Annotated in this window: 25 protein-coding genes, 1 tRNA gene and 1 other RNA gene; 13 read left to right on the top strand and 14 right to left on the bottom strand. The window is 57.0% G+C overall.

All coding sequences use genetic code 11. The features are described 5' to 3' along the window. Window positions 1–6: 6 nt before the first annotated feature. The 5 genes from HZ995_RS04160 to HZ995_RS04140 all read right to left on the bottom strand — a co-directional run bounded on the left by HZ995_RS04160 (window position 7) and on the right by HZ995_RS04140 (window position 4,428). Entirely contained in the window at window positions 7–1,131 is a 1,125-nt protein-coding gene (locus tag HZ995_RS04160) for an NAD(P)/FAD-dependent oxidoreductase (protein ID WP_209357420.1), read from the bottom strand. Between the two features lie 22 nt (window positions 1,132–1,153). Further along, window positions 1,154–1,531 (bottom strand): VOC family protein, encoded by a 378-nt coding sequence (locus HZ995_RS04155; protein WP_209357419.1) that lies wholly within the window; start codon window positions 1,529–1,531, stop codon window positions 1,154–1,156. A gap of 62 nt (window positions 1,532–1,593) precedes the next feature. Continuing rightward, window positions 1,594–2,184: a recombination mediator RecR gene (gene recR, locus HZ995_RS04150; protein WP_209357418.1), complete on the bottom strand. Its 591-nt coding sequence runs from the start codon at window positions 2,182–2,184 to the stop codon at window positions 1,594–1,596. Window positions 2,185–2,240: 56 nt separating this feature from the next. After that, window positions 2,241–2,585 carry a YbaB/EbfC family nucleoid-associated protein gene (locus HZ995_RS04145; protein ID WP_209357417.1) on the bottom strand — a complete coding sequence of 115 codons (345 nt, stop codon included), beginning with the start codon at window positions 2,583–2,585 and terminating at the stop codon, window positions 2,241–2,243. 91 nt (window positions 2,586–2,676) lie between these two features. Beyond that, entirely contained in the window at window positions 2,677–4,428 is a 1,752-nt protein-coding gene (locus HZ995_RS04140; protein WP_209357416.1) for a DNA polymerase III subunit gamma/tau, read from the bottom strand. A 214-nt stretch (window positions 4,429–4,642) separates the two neighbouring features. Between HZ995_RS04140 and HZ995_RS04135 the strand changes: the two genes are divergently transcribed. Beyond that, window positions 4,643–5,170: a protein-tyrosine phosphatase family protein gene (locus HZ995_RS04135; RefSeq protein WP_209357415.1), complete on the top strand. Its 528-nt coding sequence runs from the start codon at window positions 4,643–4,645 to the stop codon at window positions 5,168–5,170. Here the strand turns inward: HZ995_RS04135 and ffs are convergent. Continuing rightward, window positions 5,169–5,267, bottom strand: an RNA gene (ffs, locus tag HZ995_RS04130) — signal recognition particle sRNA small type. The genes HZ995_RS04135 and ffs overlap by 2 nt on opposite strands. Before the next feature lie 46 nt (window positions 5,268–5,313). After that, entirely contained in the window at window positions 5,314–7,068 is a 1,755-nt protein-coding gene (locus HZ995_RS04125; RefSeq protein ID WP_209357414.1) for a 5'-nucleotidase C-terminal domain-containing protein, read from the bottom strand. Window positions 7,069–7,319: 251 nt separating this feature from the next. Here HZ995_RS04125 and nudC point away from each other — a divergent pair, with 251 nt between their 5' ends. Both nudC and HZ995_RS04115 read left to right on the top strand, forming a co-directional pair. Then, complete coding sequence (gene nudC / locus HZ995_RS04120) at window positions 7,320–8,279, top strand: NAD(+) diphosphatase (RefSeq protein WP_209357413.1); 960 nt, start codon at window positions 7,320–7,322, stop codon at window positions 8,277–8,279. A gap of 65 nt (window positions 8,280–8,344) precedes the next feature. Continuing rightward, the gene (locus tag HZ995_RS04115) at window positions 8,345–8,818 is read left to right on the top strand and encodes an SRPBCC family protein (protein ID WP_209357412.1); all 474 of its coding nucleotides are present in this window, start codon (window positions 8,345–8,347) and stop codon (window positions 8,816–8,818) included. On the opposite strand, the gene HZ995_RS04110 is transcribed toward HZ995_RS04115, so the two are convergent. Next, a complete protein-coding gene (locus HZ995_RS04110; protein WP_245168748.1) occupies window positions 8,815–10,278 on the bottom strand; it encodes a sulfatase-like hydrolase/transferase in 1,464 nt (487 codons plus the stop codon). The genes HZ995_RS04115 and HZ995_RS04110 overlap by 4 nt on opposite strands. Window positions 10,279–10,295: 17 nt before the next feature. Further along, window positions 10,296–11,135, bottom strand: coding sequence for a prephenate dehydratase (locus HZ995_RS04105; protein WP_209357410.1), 840 nt, complete (start codon window positions 11,133–11,135; stop codon window positions 10,296–10,298). A gap of 116 nt (window positions 11,136–11,251) precedes the next feature. On the opposite strand from HZ995_RS04105, the gene HZ995_RS04100 reads away from it, so the two are divergent. Continuing rightward, on the top strand, window positions 11,252–11,779 hold the full coding sequence (locus HZ995_RS04100) for a c-type cytochrome (RefSeq protein WP_209357409.1): 528 nt from the start codon (window positions 11,252–11,254) through the stop codon (window positions 11,777–11,779). Window positions 11,780–11,961: 182 nt separating this feature from the next. Here HZ995_RS04100 and HZ995_RS16140 read toward each other — a convergent pair whose 3' ends face one another. Continuing rightward, window positions 11,962–12,096 carry a hypothetical protein gene (locus tag HZ995_RS16140; RefSeq protein ID WP_280720304.1) on the bottom strand — a complete coding sequence of 45 codons (135 nt, stop codon included), beginning with the start codon at window positions 12,094–12,096 and terminating at the stop codon, window positions 11,962–11,964. Here HZ995_RS16140 and HZ995_RS04095 point away from each other — a divergent pair. The 4 genes from HZ995_RS04095 to HZ995_RS04080 are packed head-to-tail and all read left to right on the top strand — an operon-like array spanning window position 12,095 to window position 17,679. Further along, on the top strand, window positions 12,095–13,906 hold the full coding sequence (locus HZ995_RS04095) for an extracellular solute-binding protein (protein WP_245168747.1): 1,812 nt from the start codon (window positions 12,095–12,097) through the stop codon (window positions 13,904–13,906). The genes HZ995_RS16140 and HZ995_RS04095 overlap by 2 nt on opposite strands. 7 nt (window positions 13,907–13,913) lie before the next feature. After that, window positions 13,914–14,993 (top strand): microcin C ABC transporter permease YejB, encoded by a 1,080-nt coding sequence (locus HZ995_RS04090; protein WP_209357407.1) that lies wholly within the window; start codon window positions 13,914–13,916, stop codon window positions 14,991–14,993. Further along, window positions 14,993–16,102, top strand: a complete 1,110-nt coding sequence (locus tag HZ995_RS04085) for an ABC transporter permease (protein ID WP_209357406.1) — start codon at window positions 14,993–14,995, stop codon at window positions 16,100–16,102. The genes HZ995_RS04090 and HZ995_RS04085 overlap by 1 nt, the downstream gene beginning before the upstream one ends. Then, the gene (locus tag HZ995_RS04080; protein ID WP_209357405.1) at window positions 16,099–17,679 is read left to right on the top strand and encodes an ABC transporter ATP-binding protein; all 1,581 of its coding nucleotides are present in this window, start codon (window positions 16,099–16,101) and stop codon (window positions 17,677–17,679) included. Before HZ995_RS04085 ends, HZ995_RS04080 begins: the two co-directional genes overlap by 4 nt. Window positions 17,680–17,755: 76 nt before the next feature. Here HZ995_RS04080 and HZ995_RS04075 read toward each other — a convergent pair whose 3' ends face one another. Both HZ995_RS04075 and HZ995_RS04070 read right to left on the bottom strand, forming a co-directional pair. Next, on the bottom strand, window positions 17,756–19,057 hold the full coding sequence (locus HZ995_RS04075) for a D-alanyl-D-alanine carboxypeptidase family protein (RefSeq protein WP_209357404.1): 1,302 nt from the start codon (window positions 19,055–19,057) through the stop codon (window positions 17,756–17,758). A gap of 264 nt (window positions 19,058–19,321) precedes the next feature. Then, on the bottom strand, window positions 19,322–20,029 hold the full coding sequence (locus HZ995_RS04070) for an HAD family hydrolase (RefSeq protein WP_209357403.1): 708 nt from the start codon (window positions 20,027–20,029) through the stop codon (window positions 19,322–19,324). An 89-nt stretch (window positions 20,030–20,118) separates the two neighbouring features. Between HZ995_RS04070 and clpS the strand changes: the two genes are divergently transcribed. Genes clpS through hemF form a run of 4 tightly spaced genes read left to right on the top strand, consistent with a single transcriptional unit; the run spans window position 20,119 to window position 23,214 of the window. Continuing rightward, a complete protein-coding gene (gene clpS, locus HZ995_RS04065) occupies window positions 20,119–20,457 on the top strand; it encodes an ATP-dependent Clp protease adapter ClpS (protein WP_209358150.1) in 339 nt (112 codons plus the stop codon). A 30-nt stretch (window positions 20,458–20,487) separates the two neighbouring features. Continuing rightward, the gene (locus HZ995_RS04060) at window positions 20,488–21,471 is read left to right on the top strand and encodes a class I SAM-dependent methyltransferase (protein WP_209357402.1); all 984 of its coding nucleotides are present in this window, start codon (window positions 20,488–20,490) and stop codon (window positions 21,469–21,471) included. Between the two features lie 37 nt (window positions 21,472–21,508). After that, window positions 21,509–22,306 carry an SDR family NAD(P)-dependent oxidoreductase gene (locus tag HZ995_RS04055; RefSeq protein WP_209357401.1) on the top strand — a complete coding sequence of 266 codons (798 nt, stop codon included), beginning with the start codon at window positions 21,509–21,511 and terminating at the stop codon, window positions 22,304–22,306. A gap of 14 nt (window positions 22,307–22,320) precedes the next feature. Beyond that, a complete protein-coding gene (gene hemF / locus HZ995_RS04050; RefSeq protein WP_209357400.1) occupies window positions 22,321–23,214 on the top strand; it encodes an oxygen-dependent coproporphyrinogen oxidase in 894 nt (297 codons plus the stop codon). Here hemF and hemC read toward each other — a convergent pair. Further along, the gene (hemC, locus tag HZ995_RS04045) at window positions 23,211–24,167 is read right to left on the bottom strand and encodes a hydroxymethylbilane synthase (RefSeq protein ID WP_209357399.1); all 957 of its coding nucleotides are present in this window, start codon (window positions 24,165–24,167) and stop codon (window positions 23,211–23,213) included. The genes hemF and hemC overlap by 4 nt on opposite strands. Window positions 24,168–24,268: 101 nt before the next feature. Between hemC and hemE the strand changes: the two genes are divergently transcribed. Next, window positions 24,269–25,303 carry a uroporphyrinogen decarboxylase gene (hemE, locus tag HZ995_RS04040; RefSeq protein ID WP_209357398.1) on the top strand — a complete coding sequence of 345 codons (1,035 nt, stop codon included), beginning with the start codon at window positions 24,269–24,271 and terminating at the stop codon, window positions 25,301–25,303. A 70-nt stretch (window positions 25,304–25,373) separates the two neighbouring features. Here hemE and HZ995_RS04035 read toward each other — a convergent pair. Continuing rightward, window positions 25,374–25,450: transfer RNA gene (locus HZ995_RS04035), tRNA-Met, on the bottom strand. Between the last annotated feature and the right edge of the window lie 25 nt (window positions 25,451–25,475).

The raw sequence follows: 25,475 nt of genomic DNA, 5'->3' as shown, positions 1-25,475 counted from the left end.
CCTTTTTTATTGGCTCGCCCAAGCAGGGAGTGCACGTCCTAGCAGGGTTTCCGCCCCAAGCCGCCCAAGTTCATCGCTACATTTCGCACCTGCGCCGCAGCCGGCGACGGCCAGCGAGATGCGCTCGGAATGGCGTCGGATCAAAGGCCGGCCTGTGTCGGTGAAAGTCGTGACGCAGGCATTCGTCGTCACGCTGTCGATTTGCAAATCAGGCATACGCGCCCGCATTTGCGCCTCTAGATGAGCGCCCACGTCAGGGTTTCCGCTGCTCTGAAACCAGTCTGTCATCTCATGAGGCGCGAGATGCCGGTCGTCTGGATCTCCGCCCAGCTTGAGATAGACTTTACCATCTGGATAGCGAATAGTCGGCAAGAGGTAGGGGTCGTTTCCGTCCTGATCCAGATAGATCATGGAGGGACAGTTATGTAGGCGCCGGGCCTCAGACTCAGAGACCTCAAACAGAGCGACGGTGCGCGCATAGACGCGCAGGTTGAGATCGTCGATTAAGGTAGGTGCAAAGCCCCCGATCGCTACAAGCACCTGATCGGCTTCGATGTCTCCAGATGTGGTTTCAATCACGAGGCCCGAGACTGTTTCACGGAGCGCCTGCGCTTCGGTTCGCAGCACTTGCGCCCCATGCGCGACGGCCAGTTTGATCTGGGCAGCGACCAGCGCGCGCGGGTTGATTGTCCCGGCGTTCTTGGCTTCGAAATAGCCAATGTCATCCTTTGAAAAAGCAAAGAACGGAAAGCGGTTTTGCATGTCTTTTTGCGATAGGTGCTCTGCGTCGATGTGTAAATCCGAAGCTACGCGTCCGACGTCTTGCAAGTGCGTTGCATCTTTTGGTCCGGCCAGAAGGCAACCGACGTCGTTGTAAAACGAAATGCCGCTGTCTGCTTCGATCTGACGATAGCGCGCAATAGAGGCCTGTGAGGCCTGAGCCCAGAAGGGATCTGTCGCCAAACCGCGGGTGATACGGCCTGCGTCATAGTGGCTGGCAAATGCGCCGGTGTGCTTGGACTTGTCGTCAGGTTCGCTGGGGCCAATCAAGATCACGTCATGCCCCGCCTCAGCCAAATGACGCGCAGCCGCCGACCCAATCATCCCCGCACCAATAACGGCGTAAACCATGTTTGATCCTCCCAGAGTGAGCTTAGTTGGGGGCGCAGATCTCGATCAAGAAGCCATTTGGGTCAGAGACATAAGAGATTACCTGGCCCCATGGCATTTCTGCGGGCTCTTGTATCGGGGCGGCCCCAGCCGCGACCGCGCGGGCGAAATCTTCGGCGACGGTTTCGGTCTCAAAAGCCAATTCGAAACTGGGGGCTTTGGGGTTGGCATCCGACGGCGTCTTGCCGATTTCGCGCATCAGCGATTTGGCTGAAAAGGCGAGTTTCGTGTCGCCGGTGACCAACTCGCCATAGTCTTTTCCCTCGTGCAAAAAGCCTGTCTCAAATCCAAAGGCTTTTTCGTAAAAGGCGAGCGTGGCGGGCACGTCGTCGACGTAAAGAATGCTGTATCTGAAACGCATGTTGGACCTCCGGTATCAGACTTCGGCCTATCAGAACGTGCTGACAGGTTTTGGCAGGGATCTCAGATGGATTTTCGTGCTCGCAAAGCGGCTGAAATCGTGCCTTCGTCCAGATAATCCAGTTCCCCACCAATCGGCACACCCTGCGCCAGAGAGGTGAGCGTGACCTGCCCTTCAAGCTGGTCGGCGATGTAATGCGCCGTGGTCTGACCGTCGACGGTGGCATTAAGCGCGAGGATGACTTCGCTCACGGCTTCACTGGTCACACGGTCCACAAGCCGCGGGATCGAGAGCTCTTCGGGACCGATGCCATCCAGCGCCGACAGCGTGCCGCCCAAGACGTGATAGCGACCTTTGAATACACCCGCGCGCTCCATGGCCCAGAGGTCGGCGACGTCCTCTACCACACAGATCTCGCCTGTCGCGCGCGTGTCATCGGCGCAGATATCGCAGATGTCAGAGTTGCCTATATTGCCGCAGTTGAGGCACTCGCGCGCAGTGGCGGCAACGTTTTGCATGGCGTCACTGAGCGGCGTCAGCAAGAGCGCGCGTTTGCGCACCAGATGCAACACCGCGCGCCGCGCCGAGCGCGGACCGAGGCCCGGAAGGCGGGCCATTAGGTCGATCAGATTTTCGAGGTCGTTGCTGCTCATGGCCACCCCTTGCTTTTGAGTATTTTTAGCAAGATGAAAGCCGTTTGTCGCCCCACTTAGAACGGCAGTTTGAAGTCTGCTGGCAGTCCCAGACCTTCGGTGATTTTGCCCATCTCGGATTTGGCGCGGTCGGCGGCTTTGGCTTGCGCGTCTTTGATGGCGGCGAGGATCAGGTCTTCGGCGACTTCTTTTTCGCTGGGAACAAAGATGGACGGGTCGATATCGAGGCCGGTCAGATCGCCCTTGGCGGTGGCAGTAGCTTTGACGAGGCCAGCGCCGGATTCGCCAGTCACGATGATGCTTTGCAGGTCGTCCTGCATCTGCGCCATCTTGGTCTGCATCTCTTGCGCTTGCTTCATCATCTTGGCCATATCGCCAATGTTGCCTAGACCTTTGAGCATCTCTGTCTCCTGAGTTTGAGTTGCCCGCTAGATAGGGCGCGGGGGATGAAACGACAAGAGCAACACGGGTCCGAAAGGGACCAAGGCGCGCTTAGTCTTCTTCAAAGGGATCCCATTCGTCTTCGACCTCGGGTAGGGCTTCTGCCTGCGCTTCTTGCGCGATCTCTTTTTGGGTTTTGATGTCGGTGATCTTGGCCTTCGGGAAGGCGTCAAAGACCGCTTTGACCAGCGGGTGTTCGCGGGCCTCGGCCCTCAGCGCTTCGTTTTCGGCATCTTCGACTTCGAAAATTGACGGTGCGCCGCCTTCGTTCACAAGGATCACGGCCCAGCGATTGCCGGTCCAGCGTTGCAACGCGCCGCCCAAACGTTGCGCGAGGTCTTGCGGCGCGTTTGGCGCGGGTACGAATTCGATGCGACCGGGTTGATAGGCAGCCAAACGGACGTATTTCTTGACGTTGTTTAAGAGCAGCCCGTCGCGGTTCTTTTGGATCAGGTCGACCACGTGATCAAAACTCGCAAAACGTGCGAGCGCTTGATCGGCTTGTGGCGCCAGGGCCGTGACGGTGCCACCGGGGCCGCCTGCGACTTGGGCCGTTGCATAGGCCTGCGTCGCGCCGCCCATTTGTGGTGCGTTCATGCCGCCGCCTCCGCCGGGTGGTCCGGGAGGTGGGGGCGTGTCCTGTAGTTTCTTGATCAGCTCTTCGGGGCTGGGCAGGTCGGCCACATGGGTCAGGCGAATGATCGCCATTTCAGCCGCCATCATGGCATTGGGCGCGGCGGCGACTTCTTCGAGTGCCTTCAGCAGCATCTGCCACATGCGGGTCATCACGCGCATAGGCAGTTTCTCGGCCATGGCCTGACCTCGCGCGCGTTCGTCGGGTGAAATGGTTGGGTCGTCGGCAGATTCCGGCGTGATCTTTACCACCGAAACCCAGTGGGTGATTTCCGCCAAGTCGCGCAGAACCGCCATCGGGTCTGCCCCATCGGCATATTGCGCCGAAAGCTCATTCAGCGCACCGCCTGCGTCTCCACGCAGGATCATGTCATAGAGGTCGAGCACCCTTCCGCGGTCGGCCAACCCCAGCATCGCGCGAACCTGATCGGCGGTGGTTTCACCTGCACCGTGGGAAATAGCCTGATCGAGAAGTGAAGTCGCATCGCGGGCAGAGCCTTCGGCTGCGCGCGTGACCAAGGCCAGCGCGTCATCGGCGATCTCAACCCCTTCGGCGGTGGCAATTTTGCGCATCAACGCGATCATCACTTCGGGCTCGATCCGGCGCAAATCAAAGCGTTGGCAGCGCGACAGGACAGTCACCGGAACTTTGCGGATTTCTGTCGTCGCGAAGATGAATTTCACATGCGCGGGCGGTTCTTCGAGCGTTTTCAATAGCGCGTTGAAAGCGCTGGTCGAAAGCATGTGAACTTCGTCGATGATATAGATCTTATAGCGGGCCGAGGCCGCGCGGTAATGCACCGAGTCAATGATCTCTCGGATGTCGCCGACACCTGTGCGCGAGGCCGCGTCCATCTCCATCACGTCAACGTGGCGGCCTTCCATGATGGCGCGGCAATGTTCGCATTTGCCGCAGGGCTCGGTTGTTGGGCCTCCGTTGCCGTCCTCGCCGATACAGTTCATGCCCTTGGCAATGATCCGCGCGGTGGTGGTTTTGCCGGTGCCGCGGATGCCGGTCATGATGAAGGCCTGCGCGATGCGATCCGCGTCAAAGGCGTTTTTCAGCGTGCGCACCATAGCGTCTTGGCCGACCAGATCGGCAAAGGTCTCGGGTCGGTATTTGCGGGCGAGAACCTGATAGCCGGTGGTCTGGGTACTGTCGTCGCTCATTTTGTGCCTTTGGATTCGGGATCGCGTCCACGTTAAGGCGAAGGGGACGGCGCGTCTACCGGATAGGCCGTGTTGGAAGATGCGCGTTAAGATCCTCGGGCGGTTCCTGAAAACGCTGTACCTTGCCTTTTTTAACGTCCGTTTAGATTAGAGGTTATGGATGTAAAATTTCGCGCTAAGGTTGAGGCGCAGTGAGGTAGACGCGGGCTTTGGGATGTCAGACTTTGCAATTTATTCTTTAGACGCCGGCAAAGGCCTTTTGGCCTTGTCGCCCTGTCCAGGATTAACCGGCGACTACGAATTAGATGCCGAGCAAATTCAGGCTTGGCGACCGTCATTTGTGCTCACCATGACGCCGCTGGCAGAGCTTGAGCAGCTGGGTGCCGCCAAGTTCATGGCGGATGTCCCCACTTTTGGGGCGAGGTGGTTGCACTTTCCGGTCAAAGACTTCGGATCGCCAGACGCCACTCAGACTCAGGCTTGGACAGAGATTTCTGAAAAAATACGCAAGGCCTTGCTGGGCGGCGGGCGCGTTCTTGTGCATTGCCGTGGCGGCTGCGGGAGGTCGGGAATGGCGGTTTTGCGGCTTTTGATAGAGATGGGCGAAACGGTAAGCGATGCTTTGACCCGACTACGTTACGTGCGCCATTGCGCGGTTGAAACCGACGCGCAGTTCGACTGGGCGGTTGCCGGTCAATCTGAGGGCGTCGGAGAAGATCCGCCAAGTTCATCTGGCGTTTAGGTGAGAGGCTGAACATCGACCCAAGCGGGACTCGTTACGGCTGCTTCCTTCCGGATCTGACCGGGTTGGCGAGGTGCTTGCCCGCGCCAACCTCTCAAAGCGCTACATAAGCTTTGGAAAAACGGATTGCAAGCTGTGTTCCCCTAGAGAGATAGGCGAAATTTTCGATAGCCACCAGCTGTCTCGCCCAAGTCTGTCAGGCGTTGCTTTAGATTGCTTGGGATGAAACGCAACGCGTCAGAGCCCGTTTCAAAAGTTGCTGATGTTCCCGCCATAGGCGCGAATTGCCAGGAGGGCGTGGGTAGATCATTTTCGGTGAGACCGCGCGCAAAAATCACCTGCATCCACGCGCGTACGTCTCGAAAAGGCAGGGGAATCCGGTTTCGGCTTGAGATGTGGGGGAATTTACCACCTCCGCCTCCACGGTAGGCGTTGGTGACCAGGATCATTTCTGCATGTGGGTCCAAGGGCTCTCCGCTCAACGACAGATCGCAAATTCGGCTGCATGCTGCCTCTGAGAGACGACGTCGATCGGGGGAATAAAGAGCGGGCTTTGACAGATCGATCTGGTAGCTAACGCCCAACAGGCTATCAAACTCATAGGTGGGAAACTGGTGGTTCCAGAGAGGCTGGTCTGGCTGCTCCGGCAGTATCTGAAAAAAACCGCTGACAGAGGCTTCTAGCCAGTCTCGCGCTTGAGCTCCGGTGATTTTGAACGCGTCGATCGCGTTGAAATAGGGGTAGATATCATAGATTTCGCGGAGCGTGACTGGTCCAGCGGGCACGGCCGTGTAGCACTCTGGTCCGTCATGGCCCGCTCGAAACGGGCTAGCGGCGGTGACAACCGGTAGATCCGTATAACCTAGGTCCTCCAGCAACGGGGCAACCGCCATCCGTTTTGCTGCTGCCGCGAGCCGCGTGGCAGGGTCGCATTGAATGGCCGAAAAAAACGTGCCGATGTCGATCTCAGAGTTACCAACCTCGGCGGCAAGCGCGGTTTGGGCCCGCGCGATCCATGGTGCGGCGATCTCCAGCACATCTGGGTTTGCGGTTTCTGACACTTCGATATTTCGACATTCCGCGGTTACCCATGTCCAACCTCGTGGGCTCTTTTGCAGTTTCAGGTCTATGCAGCCGACGAATTTCCCTCGATCACCGGGCAGGACAAGCGGCATCACGCTGTCTTGGGATTGGCTTGGGGTTCTAACACATAGTTTCCGCTCGCCGGGTTTTGGCGAGACGCTATGGGTGTGCCCGCAAATCACCAAATCTACCCCCGGAATGGACGTGATGTCTGTGGCCAATGGATTCTTGGCCGCCTCGGCCTTTGAGGCCGTATCGCCCGCATGGCACAAGGCAAAGACCAAATCCGCGCCGCGAGACCGCAGTGACGCGATGCGTTCGACGGCGGTTGCTTGAAACTCAAAGACACGCGCCCGACCTTCTAGGTGTACCCTGCACCAGTCCAGCACCTGCGGCGGTATCAGTGAAAAAACGCCAATGGTGAGTTTGTGGGGCTGGCCCAAGCTGTCAGTGAGCGTTTTCTTGATCAGCAGATCTCGCTCCCAGACATTTTGGTCGGTTTCCAGGTTGCTGCACACCATAGGCGCTGTGGCACCAGACAATGCGTCTCGCAAGAAAGGGAGGCCAAAGTCGAATTCGTGGTTGCCCAGTCCGATTGCATCATAACCCATCTTGTTCATCACCCGGATCACAGGGTGATTTTCAGCGGGACCCAAAGCGCCGAAGGCCATCAGGTCACATAAGGCTGTGCCTTGCAGGAAGTCCCCATTGTCAAAAAGCAGATGGTTGCTGTTCTCGGCCTTTAGCCGGTTCAACGTCTCAGTCACAAAGGCCCAGCCCTTCGTCTGGCCACAGCCGCCTATGTGACCATGCATGTCAGTTGTCGCCAAGACTCGGAGGTCAATTGTTGTTTCAGACTGAGTTGACGTTGGGGAAGTGGTCAAAGTTGTATCGAAGGCTTGTTAACTATTTGATAATCAAAAGAAGTAATCACTTCTTGAACCATGACACGGCGCGCGAAAATCCCAAAGCGAAACTTTGGGTCAAGTCGTATTTCTCTTGATTTTCCGTTTGCTACGCCTCTCAGAATGCCTAGTTTGGCTCAAACGACGGGCAGGATCATTTCATGCAGCTTTTTGACAGCGTTACGTTTGGACCTTCTGGTTTAGATCGAGTCGCGCATTTGCGCACGGCAGAGGTTATAGCCGAGGCGTGCAACGGCGAACGTAGAGCGCACGCGATATGTCTGTGGCGCGGTAAACCCTTGATGTCCGGCGAGGATACGCGCCGCTTGGTGCGGCTTCCGACGGATCATCCGGTTTTCGAAGGAAATGCGTCGCCGATTGTTTTAGGGCAAGAAGATGACGGGCTTTGCCTGGCTTTCGACCTGTCTGGCTGGACGCCCGATCAAGACGTGGATCAAAGCTTTGTCGACCTGTCCGAACAACAGCATCCGGCCTTGCCTGCGGATCAGGTTTTCGCGGATTTGCGGGCTAATATGACCCGGCTCAATGCTCGCGACGCCGAGTTGGCCTCGACCGCGAAAGCCCTCTTTGAATGGCACCGCAGCCATCGGTTCTGCGCGGTCTGCGGTCATAAAAGCGAGATGTCACAGGCCGGTTGGCAAAGGACATGCCCTGCCTGCGGAGCGCCGCACTTCCCGCGCACGGATCCCGTGGTGATTATGTTGATCACAAAGGGAGATTCCGTCCTGATCGGGCGCAGTCCCGGCTGGCCAGATGGCATGTATTCTCTTTTGGCGGGCTTTGTCGAACCCGGAGAAACGCCAGAAGCCGCCGTGCGGCGCGAGGTGTTTGAGGAGGCCGGGGTCTCGGTTGGCCGTGTGGACTACCTTGGGTCGCAGCCCTGGGCCTTCCCAAATTCGCTGATGATGGGGTTCCGCGGCGAAGCGCTTGGCACGGATTTGAACATCGACCCAAACGAAATCGAGGATGCGATCTGGGTGCCTCGAGATGAGATGATGCAGGCCCTTGCCGGAGAGCACGCGTTTCTAAAACCCGCCCGCAAAGGCGCCATCGCGGAGTTTATCTTAAGACATTGGGTTGCGGATCGACTTAAAAGATAAAATGCGCCATACTGCGCGCATCACATCGAATACCCCACGTCAAAACAGATGGGACGCGAGCAGTCATGAAGTTTGAAACGATCGAAGATCTTGAGATCCCGCAGGCCGCAGCTTTTGAAATGCTGTCTGATTTTTCCTTTTTTGAACGCATGGCCATGCGCCGAGGCGCAGAGGTCACACGGCGCAATGGGGACGGGGCGGATGGCCTAGGATCTGCCTGGGATCTGAACGTGCCCTGGCGCGGCAAGACCGTTAAAATGCAAGTTGACGTGAGCCGTTTTGAAAAGCCCGAAGCGCTTGGTTTTCAAGCGGATGCACCGGCCATCGAGGTGCAATTGGATATCGAACTGGTGGCGCTGTCTAATCACAAGACCCGCCTTTTGATGAAAACCGATATCTCTGCGAAAACCCTGACTGGGCGCCTTCTGTTGCAATCTATGAAGCTTACGCGGGGCAAGATCGAGAAACGCATGGCGTCTCGTATCTCTGAACAATCGCGCAACCTCGAAAAGCGTTATCGCGAGACGCAAGCGGCTTAAAGTTCGGATAAATCATCTCTTTCGGCGCGCGCTTGCTCGTTAGGCGTGGGCGTGTGGTTGAATTGATATGCCGATAAGCACGCTTCCTCTCCGCCGAGCTCGGCGATCCGTGCCTTTTGGTCTGCAAAGCATTGCGCGTTGACGGCTTCGGGATCGCAAATGCTGCGCAGGCGTTTTTCGCCTTCTTTCAACGCAGCAAGTGTTTCTGGGTGATTTGGGCGTTCGGTCGCAAGGTTGTGCAGCTCGTTCGGATCTGCCTTCAGATCGAACAACTGCGGGTCATGTCCGACGTAATGCACATATTTCCAGCGATCCCAGCGGATCATGAAGGTGCCGGTCGTAGAGCCTCCGTCGTGATATTCGCTCAGGACAGTTCTGTCGGGATCGTCAGGCCGGTTGGCGATCACCCGCAGCGATACGCCGGGACAGGCGCGATTGTGCGCGTCGCTTTCAAGGCCGGTCACATCCACCGCTGTCGCGGCCAAATCGAGCAAGGACGTGGCTGTATTCACACGATGTCCGCCCGGCACGCCCGGACCTGCCATGATCATCGGCACGCCTGCCGATTGCTCATACATCACCTGTTTGGTCCAAAACCCCTGATCGCCCATCATGTCTCCGTGGTCCGAGACATAAATGACCACGGTATCCTCGGCCTGACCGCTGGCTTCCAGCGCCGATAGAATGCGCCCCACGCAATGATCCATGAAGCTGGTGAGACCATAATAGGCGGCCTTCGCCTCGCGGGTTTTCTGTTCGTCGAAGTAGCGGTCGTAGTCAAAAAATCCCGCGACATTCTTGAGTTCGCTGTGGTCGGGGGGATTTCGGTTTTCATAGCCCACCGGCAAGTCGACTTTGTCCGGGTCATACATCTCATAAAATTTTTGGGGGCAGGTCAGCGGATAGTGCGGGCTGACCAAGGATACAAAAGCCGCCCAGGGTGTCTCGGATCCGGCTTTGTTTGTAAGCCACGTTTCAGCGGCGGCGGTGATGTCGAGATCATAGTCGGTATAGCTGCTGTCGCCGACGCCGACATCTGCGGCCAATTCCGAGGCGGCGTCATAAGTCGGCAAGTTTTCCCGCAAAAGCCCGATCGTCCAACCGATTCCGCCGACCACATGCATCGGCAGTATCTCCTGAGAGAAGCCGTTGTCATCCTCGCCAGAGCGGAAATGCAGCTTGCCGATAGAAACGGTGTCGATACCGCTGTCTCGCAATTGGCGCATCCAACTGCGCGGCGCTCCGTTATAGGGCGTGGCGCTGTCCCAATTGCGTGTTTTGTGAACGTAGTCTCCGGTCGCAATCGCCGCCCGCGTTGGCACGCACATGGGCGAGGGCGTGTAGGCATTCCCAAAGAACGTCCCTCGGGCCGCAAGCGCGTCCAGGTTCGGAGTTTTGACAATCGGGTGGCCCGCACATCCCATCGCGTCTTTGCGATGCTCATCAGAGATGATGATCAATATGTTGGGCCCGGATCTCACGTATGGCGCGACTGGGCAGCGGGATAGACGCCGAGGATATTCAGATAGCTCGTGAAATATCCCAGCTCATCCAGGGCCAGTTTCACGTTTTCATCCTCGGGATGGCCTTCCACTTCGGCGTAAAACTGAGTCGCCGTGAAGGAGCCGTCCACCATATAGCTTTCCAGTTTCGTCATATTGACGCCATTGGTCGCGAATCCCCCCATCGCTTTGTAAAGCGCAGCGGGAATATTTCGGACCTGAAAGACAAAACTCGTGACCATGCCCTTTGGCGCGTCCCGACGTTCGAGTTGGGCGTCAGGCGACATGATCAGAAACCGGGTCGTGTTGTTGTCGTGGTCCTCGATGTGACGGGCGAGGACGTCCAGACCATAGATCTCTCCGGCCAACTCGCTGGCCAGGGCAGCGTGGGCTTTGTTGCCGGCTTCAGCCACTTCGCGCGCCGCTCGTGCATTGTCAGGGCTGACGCGTCCGCGAATGCTGTGTTCGGTCAGGAATCCAGCGCATTGAGGCAATAAAACAAGGTGTGAGAAGGCTTCTTCGATGTCTTCGAGCTTCGCGCCCGGCACCGCAAGAAGGCTTATGTGAACGCGTACAAAGGCTTCATCAATGATGTGCAACCCGCTTTGCGGCAGCAGGCGGTGGATGTCCGCAACGCGCCCGTAGGTCGAGTTTTCAACAGGCAGCATTGCCAAAGCTGCATCGCCGTTTTTGACCGCAGCGATGGCCTCTTCAAAGGTCGCACAGGGCAGCGCTTCCATGTCTGGGCGCGCGTTGCGACAGGCCTCGTGGCTATAGGCACCGGGCTCTCCCTGAAAGGCAATGCGTTGGGTCATGTTCAAAATTCCACTTTTTTCGCAAGAAGGGCGATTGGTCGCGGTAAGTATAGCTTGCGCAAGGTAGAAGGAAGCGGATAGATAGCCGTCAAACGCCACGAGACGGATAACGTAGCATGTTCGACACTATGACTTTGACCAAAATTACCGGCGCTTTCTGCGGTGCTCTGCTGATCTACCTATTGGGTGGTTGGGCTGCAGAAACCATTTACCACATGGGTGGTGGCCACGGGAAGCACGGCGAAGAAGCCAAAGTTGGCTATAAGATCGAAGTTGCCGCGGCGGACAGCACTGCGGTCGTCGAAGAAGGTCCATCCTTGGAAGAGCTTCTGGCTGCGGCAGATGTCGACAAAGGTGCGAAGGTCTTTGGCAAGTGTAAAGCGTGTCACAAGCTGGATGACGGCGCAAATGGCACCGGTCCTCATCTGTTCAATGTCGTTAACCGCGCCGTTGGTTCTGCAGACGGCTACGCCTATTCCGGTGCGATGGTTGCGGTCGCGGAAACCTGGACCCCAGAAAACCTGGACGGCTTCCTGACCAGCCCGAAAGCCTTCGCGCCTGGCACCAAAATGAGCTTCTCTGGTCTAAAGAAACCTGCAGACCGCGCAAACTTGATTGCCTATCTACAGAGCGCGGGCAGCTAAACTTAGCTATTATAGATTTTCGGGAAAGGTCGGCGCCCTCGGGCTCCGGCCTTTTCTTTTGTGCGATTGGTGGGGAACTCGGACAATTCCGGCGGCTTTGGGCGACTTAACGCGCAAATGCCGAAGATTTCATCGCAAGTTTATCATTCTCGGCTTGAGTCTGGTCGAGTCTGCAAATTACGTTACATTCCAAGAAATGCATAAAGACAGCCGTAAGCTGGGAGGATTTCGCAGATGACATCAGGTGCCAAAACCAAGGCCGTTTCGTGGGATTGGAAATTCTGGACCGCGAGCGCCAGTTTGATTGGGGTCGTCATGGCTGCCAGTTCTGCTTTCGCAGATGAGAATATCACCATCAGCCACGGCTATAACTTCTTTGGCGACCTGAAATACCCAGCCGACTATCAGCAACTGAACTACGTGAATGCCTCCGCGCCCAAAGGCGGAGAGATCGCGATCTGGGGCATGGGTACCTTTGACAGCTTTAACCCCTATACGCGCAAAGGCCGCGCAGGCGGTAGCCCGACAATTGGTCACGAGGATATCCTCACCACATTTGCCGATGATCCAACCGCCAGCTACTGCTTCCTTTGCGAGACGATGGAATACCCAGAAGACCTAAGCTGGGTCATCTTTAACCTGCGCGATGATGTGACATTCCCAGATGGCAAAGGCTGGAGCGCCGAGGATCTGAAGTTCACCTTCGACCTCTTTATGGAGCAAGGCCTGCCCAGTTTCCGCGCAGCCTTTGGCGCGTTTATCTCGGACGTGGAAATCCTGGACACGCATCGCATCAAGTTCTCGTTCAATGCCGACAGCCCGGAACGCGACCGAATTGGTCTTGCCGGTATCTTCCCGGCCTTCTCGAAGGCGTGGTTTGAAGAAACCGGCGCGCGACTGGATGAAAGCTCTTTGGTGCCGATCATGGGCACGGGGATCTATGAGCTCGATAGCTATGAGATCAACCAGCAAGTCGTCTACAAGCGTCGCGATGACTATTGGGCCGAGGATCTGCCGGTGTCCGTCGGGCGCTACAACTTTGATCAGATCCGCGTTGAATATTTCGCAGACAGTGCCGCGGCTTTTGAGGGCTTTAAAGCCGGCGAATACACGTTCCGCAGCGAGAACAGCTCTAAATCCTGGGCGACCAGCTATAATTTCCCAGCGCTCAGCGACGGTCACGTCATCAAAACAGAGCTGCACAACGGCAACCTCGCGCAGGCACAGGGCTATGTGTTCAACCTGCGTCGCGAGAAATTCCAGGACAAACGCGTCCGCGAAGCCATCGGTTTGATGTTCAACTTCGAATGGTCAAATGAGTCTTTGTTCTTTGGCCTTTATGAACGCGTGAACGGCTTCTGGGGCAATTCCGATATGGAAGCCCTTGGGACGCCGTCTGACGCAGAAATGACTTTGTTGAAACCGCTCGTGGACGAAGGCCTGCTAGATGCGTCGATCCTGACGGATGAAGCGATCCTGCCGCCGGTGTCTGGCGCGCGTCAGCTGGATCGCGGCAATTTGCGTAAGGCCTCTGCATTGCTTGACGAAGCTGGTTGGGTCGTTGGAGATGACGGCATGCGCCGCAAAGACGGCGAAGTGCTGAGCGTCGAGATCCTTGATAGCTCGCCCGCCTTTGACCGGATTCACAATCCGTTCATTGAAAACCTGAAACGTCTGGGCGTTGATGCCGTTCTGAACCGCGTAGACCCTGCGCAGGAAACCGATCGCACACGCAGCTATGACTTCGATCTGACCACCCACGTTATGACACAGGGCTTGGAGCCATCGACCGGCCTTGAGCAATGGTTCGGATCAGAAGCCCGCAACGAAAGCTCGCGCAACCTGATGGGTCTGAATAGTCCAGCTGTTGACCGTTTGATCGAGAACATCGTTGGTGCGACGACCAAAGAGGAAATGCGGGTCGGTGTTCGCGCCCTTGACCGCGTATTACGCGCCGAGGTCTTCTGGGTGCCGCAGTGGTTCAAAGACGTCCACACCGTCGCCTTCTATAATCAATACGGCTACCCAGATCCCTTGCCTGACTACGCTCGCGGTGAGCTTGATTTCTGGTGGTTTGAAGCCGACAAAAATGCTGAGCTTGTCGCAGCAGGTGTCCTGGCGCGGTAAGACTTAAATGGGCGCGTATATTCTCCGGCGTTTGTTGTTCGTGATCCCGACACTCTTTGGGATCATGGTCATCAACTTCACCCTAACGCAATTTGTCCCGGGCGGGCCGATCGAGCAGATCATTGCTCAGGCCCAAGGAGGCGGGGATGTGTTTGAAGCGATCTCAGGCGGAGGCTCCGAGGTTGCCGAGAGCGCCGGGAACGACCGCTATGTTGGCGCGCGAGGGTTGCCGCAGGAATTCATCGACGAATTGGAACGCGAGTTCGGCTTTGACAAGCCGCCGGTCGAGCGGTTCTTCACGATGATCTGGAACTATATGCAGTTCGATTTTGGCGAGAGTTACTTTCGCAAGATCGGGGTGTTTGAGCTGGTGCTGGAAAAGATGCCGGTCTCGATCACGCTAGGTCTATGGTCGACTTTGATTGCCTATGTCGTCTCGATCCCTCTGGGCATCCGCAAGGCCGTCAAAGACGGCACGCCCTTTGATACCTGGACTTCGGGCGCGATCATCATCGGCTACGCGATTCCAGGGTTCCTGTTTGCGATCCTTCTGGTGGTGCTTTTCGCGGGTGGCTCTTACTGGCGCATCTTCCCGCTGCGTGGGCTGGTGAGTTCCGGTTGGGAAGACCTCAGCCTCTATGGTAAAATCATCGACTATTTCTGGCACATCACTTTGCCGGTTCTGGCCAGCACGATTTCGGCATTCGCGACCCTGACCTTGCTCACCAAAAACTCGTTTTTGGACGAAATCAAAAAGCACTATGTCATGACCGCCCGCGCCAAAGGCCTGTCTGAAAGCCGTGTGCTTTATGGGCATGTCTTCCGCAACGCCATGCTGATCGTGATTGCAGGTTTTCCGGCGGTATTCATCGGCGTCTTCTTCGGAGGCTCGCTGATCATCGAGACTATTTTCTCGCTCGATGGCCTTGGGCGACTGGGCTTTGAGGCCGCTGTCGCGCGGGACTATCCTGTGATCTTCGGGACCCTCTTCGTCTTTGGTCTCATCGGTCTAGTGGTCGGGATCCTCAGTGACCTCATGTATGTCTTTATCGACCCAAGGATCGACTTTGAGAGGAGGGAAGGCTGATGTTCAAAATGTCCCCTCTGAACCAACGCCGTTGGCGCAATTTCCGGCGCAACCGCCGCGCCTTTTGGTCGCTGATTATTTTCTGCGTGCTCTTTGGCCTGAGCCTGATGGCTGAGTTTATCGCCAATGAAAAACCGATCCTCGTGCAGTATCGCGGCGATCTTTATACGCCGATCTTCAAGTTCTATCCTGAAACCGCCTTTGGCGGGGATTTCCAAACCGAGGCCGGGTATCGCGATCCCGAGGTAAAATGCCTGATTGAAACCGGCGGGCTGGAGCTCTGCTTTGACGATCCCGAAGGCTATATCGAAGACGCCCAAGACGGTGTGATCGACGGCGAAGCGATTGAGAAAGGCTGGATGATCTGGCCGCTAATCCCCTATTCTTATACATCGTCGGTGGAGCGCCCCGGCGCGGCCCCTCTGCCGCCCAATGCGCAGAACTGGCTGGGCACCGATGACACCAAACGCGATGTCATGGCGCGGGTGATCTATGGCTTCCGATTGTCGATCTTTTTCACCCTCATTGTGACCACCTGCGCGAGTATCATCGGCATTATTGCTGGTGCCATTCAGGGGTATTTCGGAGGCTGGGTCGATCTGATTTTCCAACGAGTGATCGAGATCTGGGGCTCTACACCAAGCCTCTATATCATCATCATCCTCTTCGCGATTTTGGGACGAAGTTTCTGGCTCTTGGTGTTCTTAACGGTGCTCTTTGGCTGGACGGCTCTTGTTGGAGTCGTACGCGCCGAGTTCTTGCGGGCAAGGAACCTTGAATACGTCCGTGCCGCCAAAGCCTTGGGCGTCAGCAACTGGACGATTATGTTCCGCCACATGCTGCCAAACGCGATGGTGGCAACGCTGACCATGCTGCCGTTCATCGTAACCGGAACGATCTCGACCCTCGCAGGCCTCGATTTCCTTGGCTTTGGCCTGCCGTCCTCGGCACCCTCGCTAGGTGAATTGACGCTACAGGCGAAACAGAACCTTCAGGCCCCGTGGCTCGGCTTCACCGCATTCTTCACCTTCGCCATTATGCTCTCGCTCTTGATCTTCATTTTCGAAGGCGTGCGCGATGCCTTTGACCCACGAAAGACCTTCTCATGAGTATCCTAGAGGTCAAAGATCTGCGTGTTGGCTTCCGTCAGGACGGTCAACTATTCGAAGCGGTCAAAGGCGTGTCCTTCTCTCTGGATCGCGGAGAGACGGTGGCTTTGGTCGGGGAATCCGGTTCGGGCAAATCCGTCACCGCGCTCTCGACGGTCGCCATGCTGGGTGAAAGCGCATCGGTTTCTGGGTCTGTGACCTACGATGGGCAAGAGATGGTCAGCGCTGACGAGAAGCTACTGCAAAAAGTGCGTGGCAACGACATCAGTTTTATTTTTCAGGAGCCGATGACCTCGCTGAACCCGCTGCACACGTTGGAAAAGCAGCTCGGAGAATCCCTTGCGCTCCACCAAGGTATTGTCGGAGATGACGCGCGCAGCCGCATAGTGGATCTGTTGACCAAGGTTGGGATCAGAGACCCTGAAGATCGTCTAAAAAGCTATCCGCATCAGCTCAGTGGCGGGCAACGCCAACGCGTCATGATCGCGATGGCCTTGGCGAATAAACCTGACATCCTGATTGCGGATGAGCCGACAACGGCGCTCGATGTGACTATCCAGGCTCAGATCCTTGAACTGCTTGCGGATCTCAAGAAATCCGAAGGCATGGGTCTTTTGTTCATCACCCACGACCTCGGCATCGTGCGCCAAATCGCCGATCGGGTCTGCGTCATGAAAGATGGCGAAATCGTCGAAGCAGGCCCTGTGTCAGAGATCTTCGCCAACCCGCAGCATGACTACACAAAGACGTTGCTGAGTGCCCGCGCGGCAGGCGCACCTGATCCTGTATCCGACGATGCTGATGTGGTCGCCCAAACCGACGAGCTGCGCATCTGGTTCCCAATCCAACGCGGCCTTTTGCGTCGCACTGTTGGCCACATCAAAGCGGTTAACTCAGCTTCAGTCACCGTAAGAGCAGGCGAAACACTCGGCATTGTGGGCGAGAGCGGGTCGGGCAAAACAACGCTCGCGCTCGCGATCATGCGCTTGATCGGCTCGGAAGGCCCAATTCGCTTTCAGGGCAACGACATCCGTAACCTGAAAACCCGCGAGCTGCGCGCCTTGCGCAAAGACATGCAGATCGTCTTTCAAGATCCTTTCGGAAGCCTCAGCCCGCGCATGACCTGTGAACAGATCATCGCCGAAGGGCTTGGTGTGCACGGCAAACCAGACGGGCGCGACACGCGCGTGTTGGTCGGCGAAGTGATGGAAGAAGTGGGGCTCGATCCTGCCACAATGGATCGTTATCCGCACGAGTTCTCAGGTGGCCAGCGCCAACGCATCGCCATTGCTCGGGCCATGATTCTGCGACCGAAATTGCTGGTGCTTGATGAACCGACCTCGGCATTGGATATGACGGTGCAGGTACAGATCGTAGACCTCTTGCGAAATCTGCAAAAGAAATATGATCTGGCCTATCTCTTCATCAGCCACGACCTCGATGTGGTGCGCGCAATGAGCCACAAGATCATGGTGATGAAACAAGGCGACGTTGTGGAAACCGGCACGGCGTCCGAGATTTTTGAGGCGCCCAAAACCGACTACACCAAAGAGCTTCTCGCGGCGGTGCCAGCCTAGGATTTGAGTATTTGGGGCAAGATGAAACCCGCCTCTTTCTCTTGCCAAAAATATCCAAAAAGCAACGCGTGGGCGCTTAGCTTGGCCCGATCATGAAGCAAGAGATTTGCCGCGCTTGCAGACGGCGGCAGGCGAGGTCCGCAGTTTCGCGGGACAGGCCCATGAAGTTCGCGTCAAACCCCCGGCTCGACTTGACCACTTTGCGCAGGGATCCATCCAGTGTGTTGATCTCTGACAGGGCCGTCTTGAGCAGCATTTTCTCGGCGGCATAGCGGCTTGTGTAACGTCCGACGTTGATACCCCAATGGCGACCGCCAGATGTGGTCAAACGCGTTACAACCTGAGGCTCCTGATCCTCGACAATAAGCGGGGCAGGGCGTGTTGGTTCTTTGTTGACTAGAGAGGCGCTTTTGGCCTCTTCAAGCGCGTCCTCGATTCCAAGGTTGATCGCATTGGGATCCACCTCTGCGATGAGGGGCGCAGGTGCCGGAGTGGCGGCTGATCCGGGGCGCAGCATGGGGCGCAGGCTTTTCTTGATGGCGGTCGCGACGCGCACAGTTTTGCTGCCAACGGTTTGGTTCGGGGAACCGTTATAGACTGGCAGAGCAGGCTTACGCAGAGCAACGCGGCTTGGTGCGCGCTTGAAGCCTAGGTCCAACAATTCCGCAACGCGGGCGTTTCTTGTGGCGGTAGAACGCCCGCCAAAGACCGTCGCGATGATACGTTCGCTGCCACGTTCGGCCGAAGCGACCAGATTGAAGCCGGCCGCGCGGGTGTAACCTGTCTTGATGCCATCGGCTCCGCGATAGGAACCCAGCATGCGACGGTTGGTATTGGCGACTTCGCGCACGCCGGCATAGGTCGAGGTGCGCGAGAAGAGGTTGTAATACTGCGGATAATCATAGAGCAGATGCCGCCCCATGGTGGTCATATCGCGCGCCGTCGAAAGGTGGCCTGATTCAGTCAGCCCGTGGGCGTTGCGGAAGGTCGTGTTGGACATGCCGAGTGCTTTGGCCGTGCGGTTCATCCGGCGGGCAAAGGCCGCTTCAGAGCCGGAAATCGCTTCGCCAATTGCAGTGGCCGCGTCATTTGCCGATTTCACTGCTGCTGCGCGCACCAGATAGCGCAAGGCAATGCGTTGACCGGATTTCAATCCGAGTTTCGAAGGGGGTTCCGCCGCCGCGTGCTTAGACACGCGCACCTTGGTGTCCATGGTGATTTCGCCGTTTTTGACCGCTTCAAAGGCAATATAAAGCGTCATCATTTTGGTCAGAGAGGCCGGGTGCAGTCGGGTGTCAGCGTTGCGAGAATGCAGGACTTCGCCAGAGCGCGCGTCGATCACCATCGCGGCATAGGGTGCTGCGATAGCCGGGGTCATGAACCCCAAAAACAACAAGAGTGACGCAAGAATCGCCAACCCGCGGCGGGTCGGACTGCTGCTCCGATCCTTCACTGCTTCTGCCTTTACTGCCTCGACTGCCGTTTCTTCGGCGAATTTTATTGAGATCAATCTACCACAGAGCGAGAATCGAATAAACCCTTTGATTCATTTACTTTTCTGGAAATTAAAGTCCGGTAAATCCATATTTAGTGGTGAGCTTGAAGCCGGATACCATATGGGCGAAATCGCCTTGGCGCGTATTTACGCTTTCGAAATCTCATCAACCAAGGCCGGAAGCCCGTTCAGCGCCTCAAGCTGCCGATATTTTGAGTGTCCGTCCGGCGGAGTAGCAACCTCCAACGCCCAAGTTAATCCATGCGGAACATAAACGCCCCATCCCCCGGCATCGACCATCGGTACAACATCGGATTTCATCGAGTTGCCGACCATCATGCCGAGATCGGCACCGTCTCCGTGACGCGCAAAGATGTCTTCATAGACGGACTGACGTTTGTCCGAAACGATTTCAACACCGTCAAACAGATCGCCAAGGCCGGATTGCGCGAGCTTGCGTTCCTGATCCAAGAGGTCTCCTTTGGTAATCAACAGGACGCGATGGTTTTCCGCACAATGGGCGACGGCTTCCGCGGCATGGGGCAACAGATCAATCGGATGGTTCAGCATCTCGCGCCCAGCTTCCATGAGTTCAAAGATCACTGCTGCGGGCACGCGTTCTTCAGTGACCTCAATCGCGGTCTCGATCATCGACAGAACAAAGCCTTTTACGCCAAATCCATAGTGACCTAGATTGCGTTTCTCGGCCTCCAAAAGCCGTTCTTCGAGGTGATCTTGGTCCGCAAAATCCGCCAAAAGCTCTGCGAATCGGTCTTGGGTCATGCGGAAAAACCGCTCGTTGTGCCAAAGCGTATCGTCTGCATCAAAGCCGATAGTTGTGAGTTTTCCGCCCATAATGCCCTGCAATTGCTGCCCAAGCTCTTTTCTAAACGGAATGTTAGGCTATATACAGCCTTCATCATCTGGGACGGATAGATTTGACCATGATTTTGGATGCGCTGCGCATGTCTATGAACAGTGACGACGATGCCGATACTGGCGTCGCGGTCAAAACCCGTGCCAAAACCAAACGCCCACCCTTGTATAAGGTGCTGCTGCTGAATGACGACTACACGCCGATGGAGTTTGTGGTTCAAATCCTAGAGCGGTTCTTCGGTCTGACCCATGCGCAGGCGTTTGAGATCATGCTGACGGTTCACAAAAAAGGCGTCGCCGTTGTTGGCGTGTTTAGCCACGAGATCGCGGAAACCAAGGTGACTCAGGTCATGGATTTCGCCCGTCGCCATCAGCACCCGCTGCAATGCACCATGGAAAAGGAGTGATCTGAGCCCGGGTGCTCGGATCAGAGTTGGATGGCAGGTGAACGTCTTACGCTCGCGCTTGAGTCGGGGCAGGTGGTTTTGCCTGATGAAGGTCGGATTGCCGTCTTTGGGCCAAGCAATTTGGCGGATATCGCTGAGATCCCCAAAGACCGCGCTGTGATTTTGCAGCCGTTGAAACCGGCCCATGATGTTTTCGCCTCTGCGGGCTATGGCTGTGCCATAGAGCCCGAGGGCGATTTTGCAGCGTCAGTTGTTTTCCTGCCGCGTGCCAAGGCATTGGCGCAGTTGCGGGTTGCGCAGGCCGCCGCGCTGGGTGGGCCTGTCTATGTGGACGGCCAAAAGACCGATGGCGTCGACAGCATGCTGAAGGCCTGCAAGAAGCGCTCCGATGTGGCCGGAAGTTTTTCCAAAGCGCATGGCAAATTGTTCTGGTTCGCTGGCGGCGATTTTGCGGACTGGCAGAACGATGCCCCGTCAGAGATCGATGGCGGTTTTCAGACCCGTCCGGGCGTGTTTTCTGCAGATGCGATTGATCCGGCGTCTAAGGCGTTGGCGGCGGCACTGCCTGAAAAGCTTGGCAAACAGGTTGCCGATCTGGGTGCGGGCTGGGGTTATCTGTCGCGCGCGATCCTGACACGCGGCGAGGTCGAGGACCTCTATTTGATCGAGGCTGATCACGTGGCCCTCGAGTGTGCCAAGGCCAATGTGACCGACCCGCGTGCCTCGTTTCATTGGGCCGATGCCACAACTTGGGAACCCCGCGCGCGGATGAACACGGTGGTTATGAACCCCCCGTTTCACACGGGGCGTGCAGCGGATCCTGATCTGGGTCGCGCCTTTATCGCCGCGGCTGCACGTATGCTCGCGCCGACGGGGCAGCTCTGGATGGTAGCCAATCGTCACCTACCCTATGAGGCAACACTTGAGGCACATTTCGCCAAAGTCGAAGAGGTGACCGGCGACAATCGGTTCAAAATCCTGCGCGCCGAACGGCCCGCTCGCGCGCGGCGCTAATTCCGCGTAAGTTTTCTCAGAATCAGAGGGCGAGGCCATGTCTTTTTCTATTGCGGGTAAGACCGCCATTATAACCGGCGCTGCCAATGGGATCGGCCTTGCGGTGGCGCGAGAGTTTGCGGACCGCGGCGCGAATGTCGTGATGGCGGACATGGACGACGAACAACTCTCCAAAGAGGTCGGGGATTTCCCCGACAGTTCCAATGTCATTCACTTCGCCGGAGACCTCCGCGAACGCCTTACCATCGCGAACTTGCTCTCGGCGACCGTTGATGCGTTTGAGCGTGTCGATATTCTGGTCAATGCCAGCCGCCAGATCCTGATGACGGATCCTTTGGACATGGATGACGACTCGGTTGAGACCATGCTCAGCCAAAACCTGATGACGTCGCTGCGGCTGTCGCAAGCGGTGGCCAAGCGCATGATCAAACAAAATGAGGACGAAGAAGGCGCCGCGGGCGCCATTGTGAACCTCTCGTCCATCGCGGCCTGCCGGACGCAGCCCAACTTGATGGGCTATTCCATGGCAACGGCGGCTCTTGATCAGATGACGCGGGGGCTGGCGACGGCCTTGGCAGAATATCAGATCCGTGTGAATGCGGTGGCAATCGGCTCGGTCATGAGCGCGAGCATGCAAAACACGCTCAAGGAACATCCTGAGTATCGCAAAACCATAGAAGATAACACGCTACTTGGTCGCATTGCCCCTGCCGCCGAAGTCACCGATACCGTGCGCTATCTGGCGTCCGACGCGGCGGGTTTTGTCACCGGTCAGGTGATTACGGTCGACGGCGGGCGCACTTTGATTGATCCGGTGCAAACTCCGGTTCACTAACCTAGGAGCCCCCGATGTCTGAGGATCTGTCCCAAGAAAAAGCACGCGCGAGTGCCTGGTTTCGCGAGTTGCGCGATACGATTGTGGCCGCTTTTGAAGGTCTAGAGGACAGCCATTCAGACGGGCCTTTCGCGGATCAGCCTGCGGGTCGGTTTGAAGTCACTGAAACCAAACGTTCTGCAGAGGACGGCTCGGACGCGGGCGGAGGCCTGATGTCCGTGATGCGCGGCGGCCGTGTATTTGAGAAGGTCGGGGTCAATGTCTCGACTGTCTACGGTACCTTGGGCGAGCGCGCGCAAAACGCGATGGCGGCGCGCAAGGGCATTCCTGGAATGAAAGAGGATCCGCGCTTTTGGGCCAGCGGGATTTCCCTCGTGGCGCATATGCAGAACCCGCATTGTCCGGCGGTTCATATGAACACACGGATGTTCTGGACGCCCCATGCGTGGTGGTTTGGCGGCGGCTCCGATCTGAACCCTTGCCTTGAGTATGACGAGGACACGGCGAATTTCCACGCGGTGCAAAAGGCCCATTGCGACAAACATGGCGCGGCGCATTACCCGCGTCTTAAAGCCTGGGCGGATGAGTATTTCTTTGTCCCGCACCGCGGTCGCGCGCGGGGTGTTGGCGGGATCTTTTTGGATGACCATTGCACCGGAGATTGGGAGGCTGATTTCAGCTTTATCCAGGACATCGGCCGCGCGTTTTTACCGGCCTATCAGCCTTTGGTCGAAAAGCGCCGCGCCGATGATTTCGGAGAAGCCGAGAAAGACGCGCAGCTCGTTCATCGTGGGCTCTATGCCGAATATAATCTGGTCTATGACCGGGGAACTAAGTTTGGCCTAGAGACGGGTCACGACGCCAATGCGGTGCTCATGAGCCTGCCGCCTTTGGCGAAGTGGGTTTAGCGCCAGCTAAAGAAATCTGACGGGGCTTTGGCGAGGATCTCTTCGCCGAGCTTTGTGCCTAAGGCGACGGCATCCGCCACGGGCGCGCGGCCCTCGGCGGTCAGCCGTTCTGATCCGTCCGGCCGCAGGATCTCTCCGCGCAGATGGATTTCATCGCCTTCGATGACCGACAGCGCGGCAATCGGAGTTTCACAGGAGCCATCGAGCTTTGCAAGGAACGCGCGTTCGCAAGTGACGCGCGCAGCGGTCTCGGGATGGTGAATCGTGGCCAGCATGTTTGCGGCGCGGGTGTCGTCTGCGCGATGTTCGATGCCGATGGCTCCCTGCGCCACGGCAGGCAACATTTCGTCTGCCTCAATCGCGGCAGTCGCGCGATTGGTCATACCCAGACGAGTCAGACCCGCCATAGCCAGAAACGAACAATCCGCCACGCCGTCTTCGAGTTTCTTTAAGCGCGTCTGAACGTTGCCGCGAAACTCGACCAGTTTGAGGTCGGGCCGAATTTGCGACAGCTGTGCACGGCGACGCAGAGACGACGTGCCGACAACCGCACCCTCGGGTAACTCAGAAATAGAGTTGTATTTCAGAGAGATAAACGCATCCCGCACATCCTCGCGCGGCAAGAACACATCCAGCACCAGACCCTCAGGCTGCACGGTCGGCATGTCTTTGGTCGAATGCACCGCGATGTCGATATCACCGCGCAGCATGGCCTCTTCGATCTCTTTGGTAAACAGACCCTTGTTGCCGATCTCTTTCAGCGGGCGATCCGCGTCGATCATCTGGCGATTGTCGCCTGTGGTGTGGATGACCACAACCTCAAAGGCCTCCGCCCCCAGATCATGCGCCGCCATCAGGCGATCCCGCGTCTCATGCGCCTGCGCCAAAGCCAAAGGCGAACCACGGGTGCCGATTTTCAGCGGCGCGTCAGAGGAGGGGAGTTTGATCGTCATGGCCGAACCTCTACCCGCGTCCCATTGTCCTGACAAGCACCGCTGCACTTGACATCTTGTCGCTGGCGCTAGACCTAACCAAAGACTTTGCGAGGTGAACCATGGCGCAGCAAAAAACAATTCTTCGAGCTTTGGCGGGCGAGACCCTGCCGACCCCTCCAATCTGGATGATGCGCCAAGCGGGGCGTTACCTGCCGGAATACCGCGCGACGCGTGCGCAGGCCGGTGACTTTCTGTCGCTCTGCTATAACTCCGAGCTGGCCGCCGAGGTGACGTTGCAGCCGATCCGTCGTTATGGGTTTGATGCTTCAATCCTATTCGCGGATATTCTGCTCTTGCCGCAGGCCCTGGGCGCGGACCTGTGGTTCGTGACCGGCGAAGGTCCACGCTTGTCCACGATCGAAAGTCAGGCGGATTTCGACAAATTGCTGCCAGTGGATGCAATCCACGATACGTTGAACCCGATCTATGAAACCGTGCGTATCCTGCGCCGGGAATTGCCCACGGAAACCACCCTCATTGGCTTCGCCGGAGCCCCTTGGACCGTCGCGACCTATATGATCGCTGGTCGGGGCACACCGGATCAAGGCCCGGCCCATGCTTTGAAAGACGCGAACCCCGCACTGTTTGATCAGGTGATCGACCGCCTGACAGAAGGCACGATCCTCTATCTGTCCGAACAGATCAAAGCAGGCGCCGAAGTAGTGAAGCTCTTTGACAGCTGGGCAGGATCGCTCAAAGGCGCGGATTTTGACAAATATGCGCTGGACCCCATCAAAAAGATCATTGCGGCCTTAAAAGCGATGCATCCAGAGACGCCAATCATCGCGTTCCCTCGTGGGGCAGGTGAACGCTATGCGGGCTTTGCCAAAGCCACTGGCGCGGATTGTGTGGCCTTTGATGACGCGGTGACAGCAGAATGGGTTGCGCAAAATGTTCAGATCGACGGCTGTGTGCAAGGCAATCTTAAGTCGTCCCATATGGTGACCGGCGGCGATGCTTTGGTTTCTGAAACGCGCCGCATCTGTCAGGCGCTGTCCAAGGGGCCGCATATCTTCAATTTGGGCCACGGTATTACGCCAGATGCCGATCCGGAGAACGTTCAGCTGATGATAGACACCGTGCGCGCAGGCTAAACCTGCGCTACAACGCACAATGACAGGCATCGCATTCTTGCGGTGTCTTTTTCGTTTCCGAGGGGAAAAGTGGTGGCGTGGGGGAGACTTGAACTCCCGACCTAACGATTATGAGTCGTTCGCTCTAACCAACTGAGCTACCGCGCCACGGGTAGCGGGGGATTAAGCCAGC

Origin of the sequence: Cognatishimia activa (assembly GCF_017798205.1) — a bacterium.
In the GTDB taxonomy this organism is placed as follows: domain Bacteria; phylum Pseudomonadota; class Alphaproteobacteria; order Rhodobacterales; family Rhodobacteraceae; genus Cognatishimia; species Cognatishimia activa_A.
The sequence above is the reverse complement of the archived record's forward strand: the minus strand, read 5'-3'. Positions and strand labels throughout refer to the sequence as shown.

Excerpts from the sequence above, each read along its gene's own strand:
- HZ995_RS04075 (WP_209357404.1), bottom strand. The coding sequence starts at position 19,057 with ATGACCCCGGCTATCGCAGCACCCTATGCCGCGATGGTGATCGACGCG.
- HZ995_RS04155 (WP_209357419.1), bottom strand. The coding sequence starts at position 1,531 with ATGCGTTTCAGATACAGCATTCTTTACGTCGACGACGTGCCCGCCACG.
- HZ995_RS16140 (WP_280720304.1), bottom strand. The coding sequence starts at position 12,096 with ATGACGACCCCAATCAAACTGGCGCTCGCGGTCCAGAATTTCCAATCC.
- HZ995_RS04145 (WP_209357417.1), bottom strand. The coding sequence starts at position 2,585 with ATGCTCAAAGGTCTAGGCAACATTGGCGATATGGCCAAGATGATGAAG.
- HZ995_RS04055 (WP_209357401.1), top strand. The coding sequence starts at position 21,509 with ATGTCTTTTTCTATTGCGGGTAAGACCGCCATTATAACCGGCGCTGCC.
- HZ995_RS04125 (WP_209357414.1), bottom strand. The coding sequence starts at position 7,068 with ATGCATGGTCACATAGGCGGCTGTGGCCAGACGAAGGGCTGGGCCTTT.
- HZ995_RS04105 (WP_209357410.1), bottom strand. The coding sequence starts at position 11,135 with ATGACCCAACGCATTGCCTTTCAGGGAGAGCCCGGTGCCTATAGCCAC.
- nudC (WP_209357413.1), top strand. The coding sequence starts at position 7,320 with ATGCAGCTTTTTGACAGCGTTACGTTTGGACCTTCTGGTTTAGATCGA.
- HZ995_RS04160 (WP_209357420.1), bottom strand. The coding sequence starts at position 1,131 with ATGGTTTACGCCGTTATTGGTGCGGGGATGATTGGGTCGGCGGCTGCG.
- HZ995_RS04060 (WP_209357402.1), top strand. The coding sequence starts at position 20,488 with ATGGCAGGTGAACGTCTTACGCTCGCGCTTGAGTCGGGGCAGGTGGTT.
- HZ995_RS04090 (WP_209357407.1), top strand. The coding sequence starts at position 13,914 with ATGGGCGCGTATATTCTCCGGCGTTTGTTGTTCGTGATCCCGACACTC.
- recR (WP_209357418.1), bottom strand. The coding sequence starts at position 2,184 with ATGAGCAGCAACGACCTCGAAAATCTGATCGACCTAATGGCCCGCCTT.
- HZ995_RS04095 (WP_245168747.1), top strand. The coding sequence starts at position 12,095 with ATGGCTGCCAGTTCTGCTTTCGCAGATGAGAATATCACCATCAGCCAC.
- hemE (WP_209357398.1), top strand. The coding sequence starts at position 24,269 with ATGGCGCAGCAAAAAACAATTCTTCGAGCTTTGGCGGGCGAGACCCTG.
- HZ995_RS04080 (WP_209357405.1), top strand. The coding sequence starts at position 16,099 with ATGAGTATCCTAGAGGTCAAAGATCTGCGTGTTGGCTTCCGTCAGGAC.
- HZ995_RS04100 (WP_209357409.1), top strand. The coding sequence starts at position 11,252 with ATGTTCGACACTATGACTTTGACCAAAATTACCGGCGCTTTCTGCGGT.
- clpS (WP_209358150.1), top strand. The coding sequence starts at position 20,119 with ATGATTTTGGATGCGCTGCGCATGTCTATGAACAGTGACGACGATGCC.
- HZ995_RS04070 (WP_209357403.1), bottom strand. The coding sequence starts at position 20,029 with ATGGGCGGAAAACTCACAACTATCGGCTTTGATGCAGACGATACGCTT.
- hemC (WP_209357399.1), bottom strand. The coding sequence starts at position 24,167 with ATGACGATCAAACTCCCCTCCTCTGACGCGCCGCTGAAAATCGGCACC.
- HZ995_RS04115 (WP_209357412.1), top strand. The coding sequence starts at position 8,345 with ATGAAGTTTGAAACGATCGAAGATCTTGAGATCCCGCAGGCCGCAGCT.
- HZ995_RS04140 (WP_209357416.1), bottom strand. The coding sequence starts at position 4,428 with ATGAGCGACGACAGTACCCAGACCACCGGCTATCAGGTTCTCGCCCGC.
- HZ995_RS04085 (WP_209357406.1), top strand. The coding sequence starts at position 14,993 with ATGTTCAAAATGTCCCCTCTGAACCAACGCCGTTGGCGCAATTTCCGG.
- hemF (WP_209357400.1), top strand. The coding sequence starts at position 22,321 with ATGTCTGAGGATCTGTCCCAAGAAAAAGCACGCGCGAGTGCCTGGTTT.
- HZ995_RS04135 (WP_209357415.1), top strand. The coding sequence starts at position 4,643 with ATGTCAGACTTTGCAATTTATTCTTTAGACGCCGGCAAAGGCCTTTTG.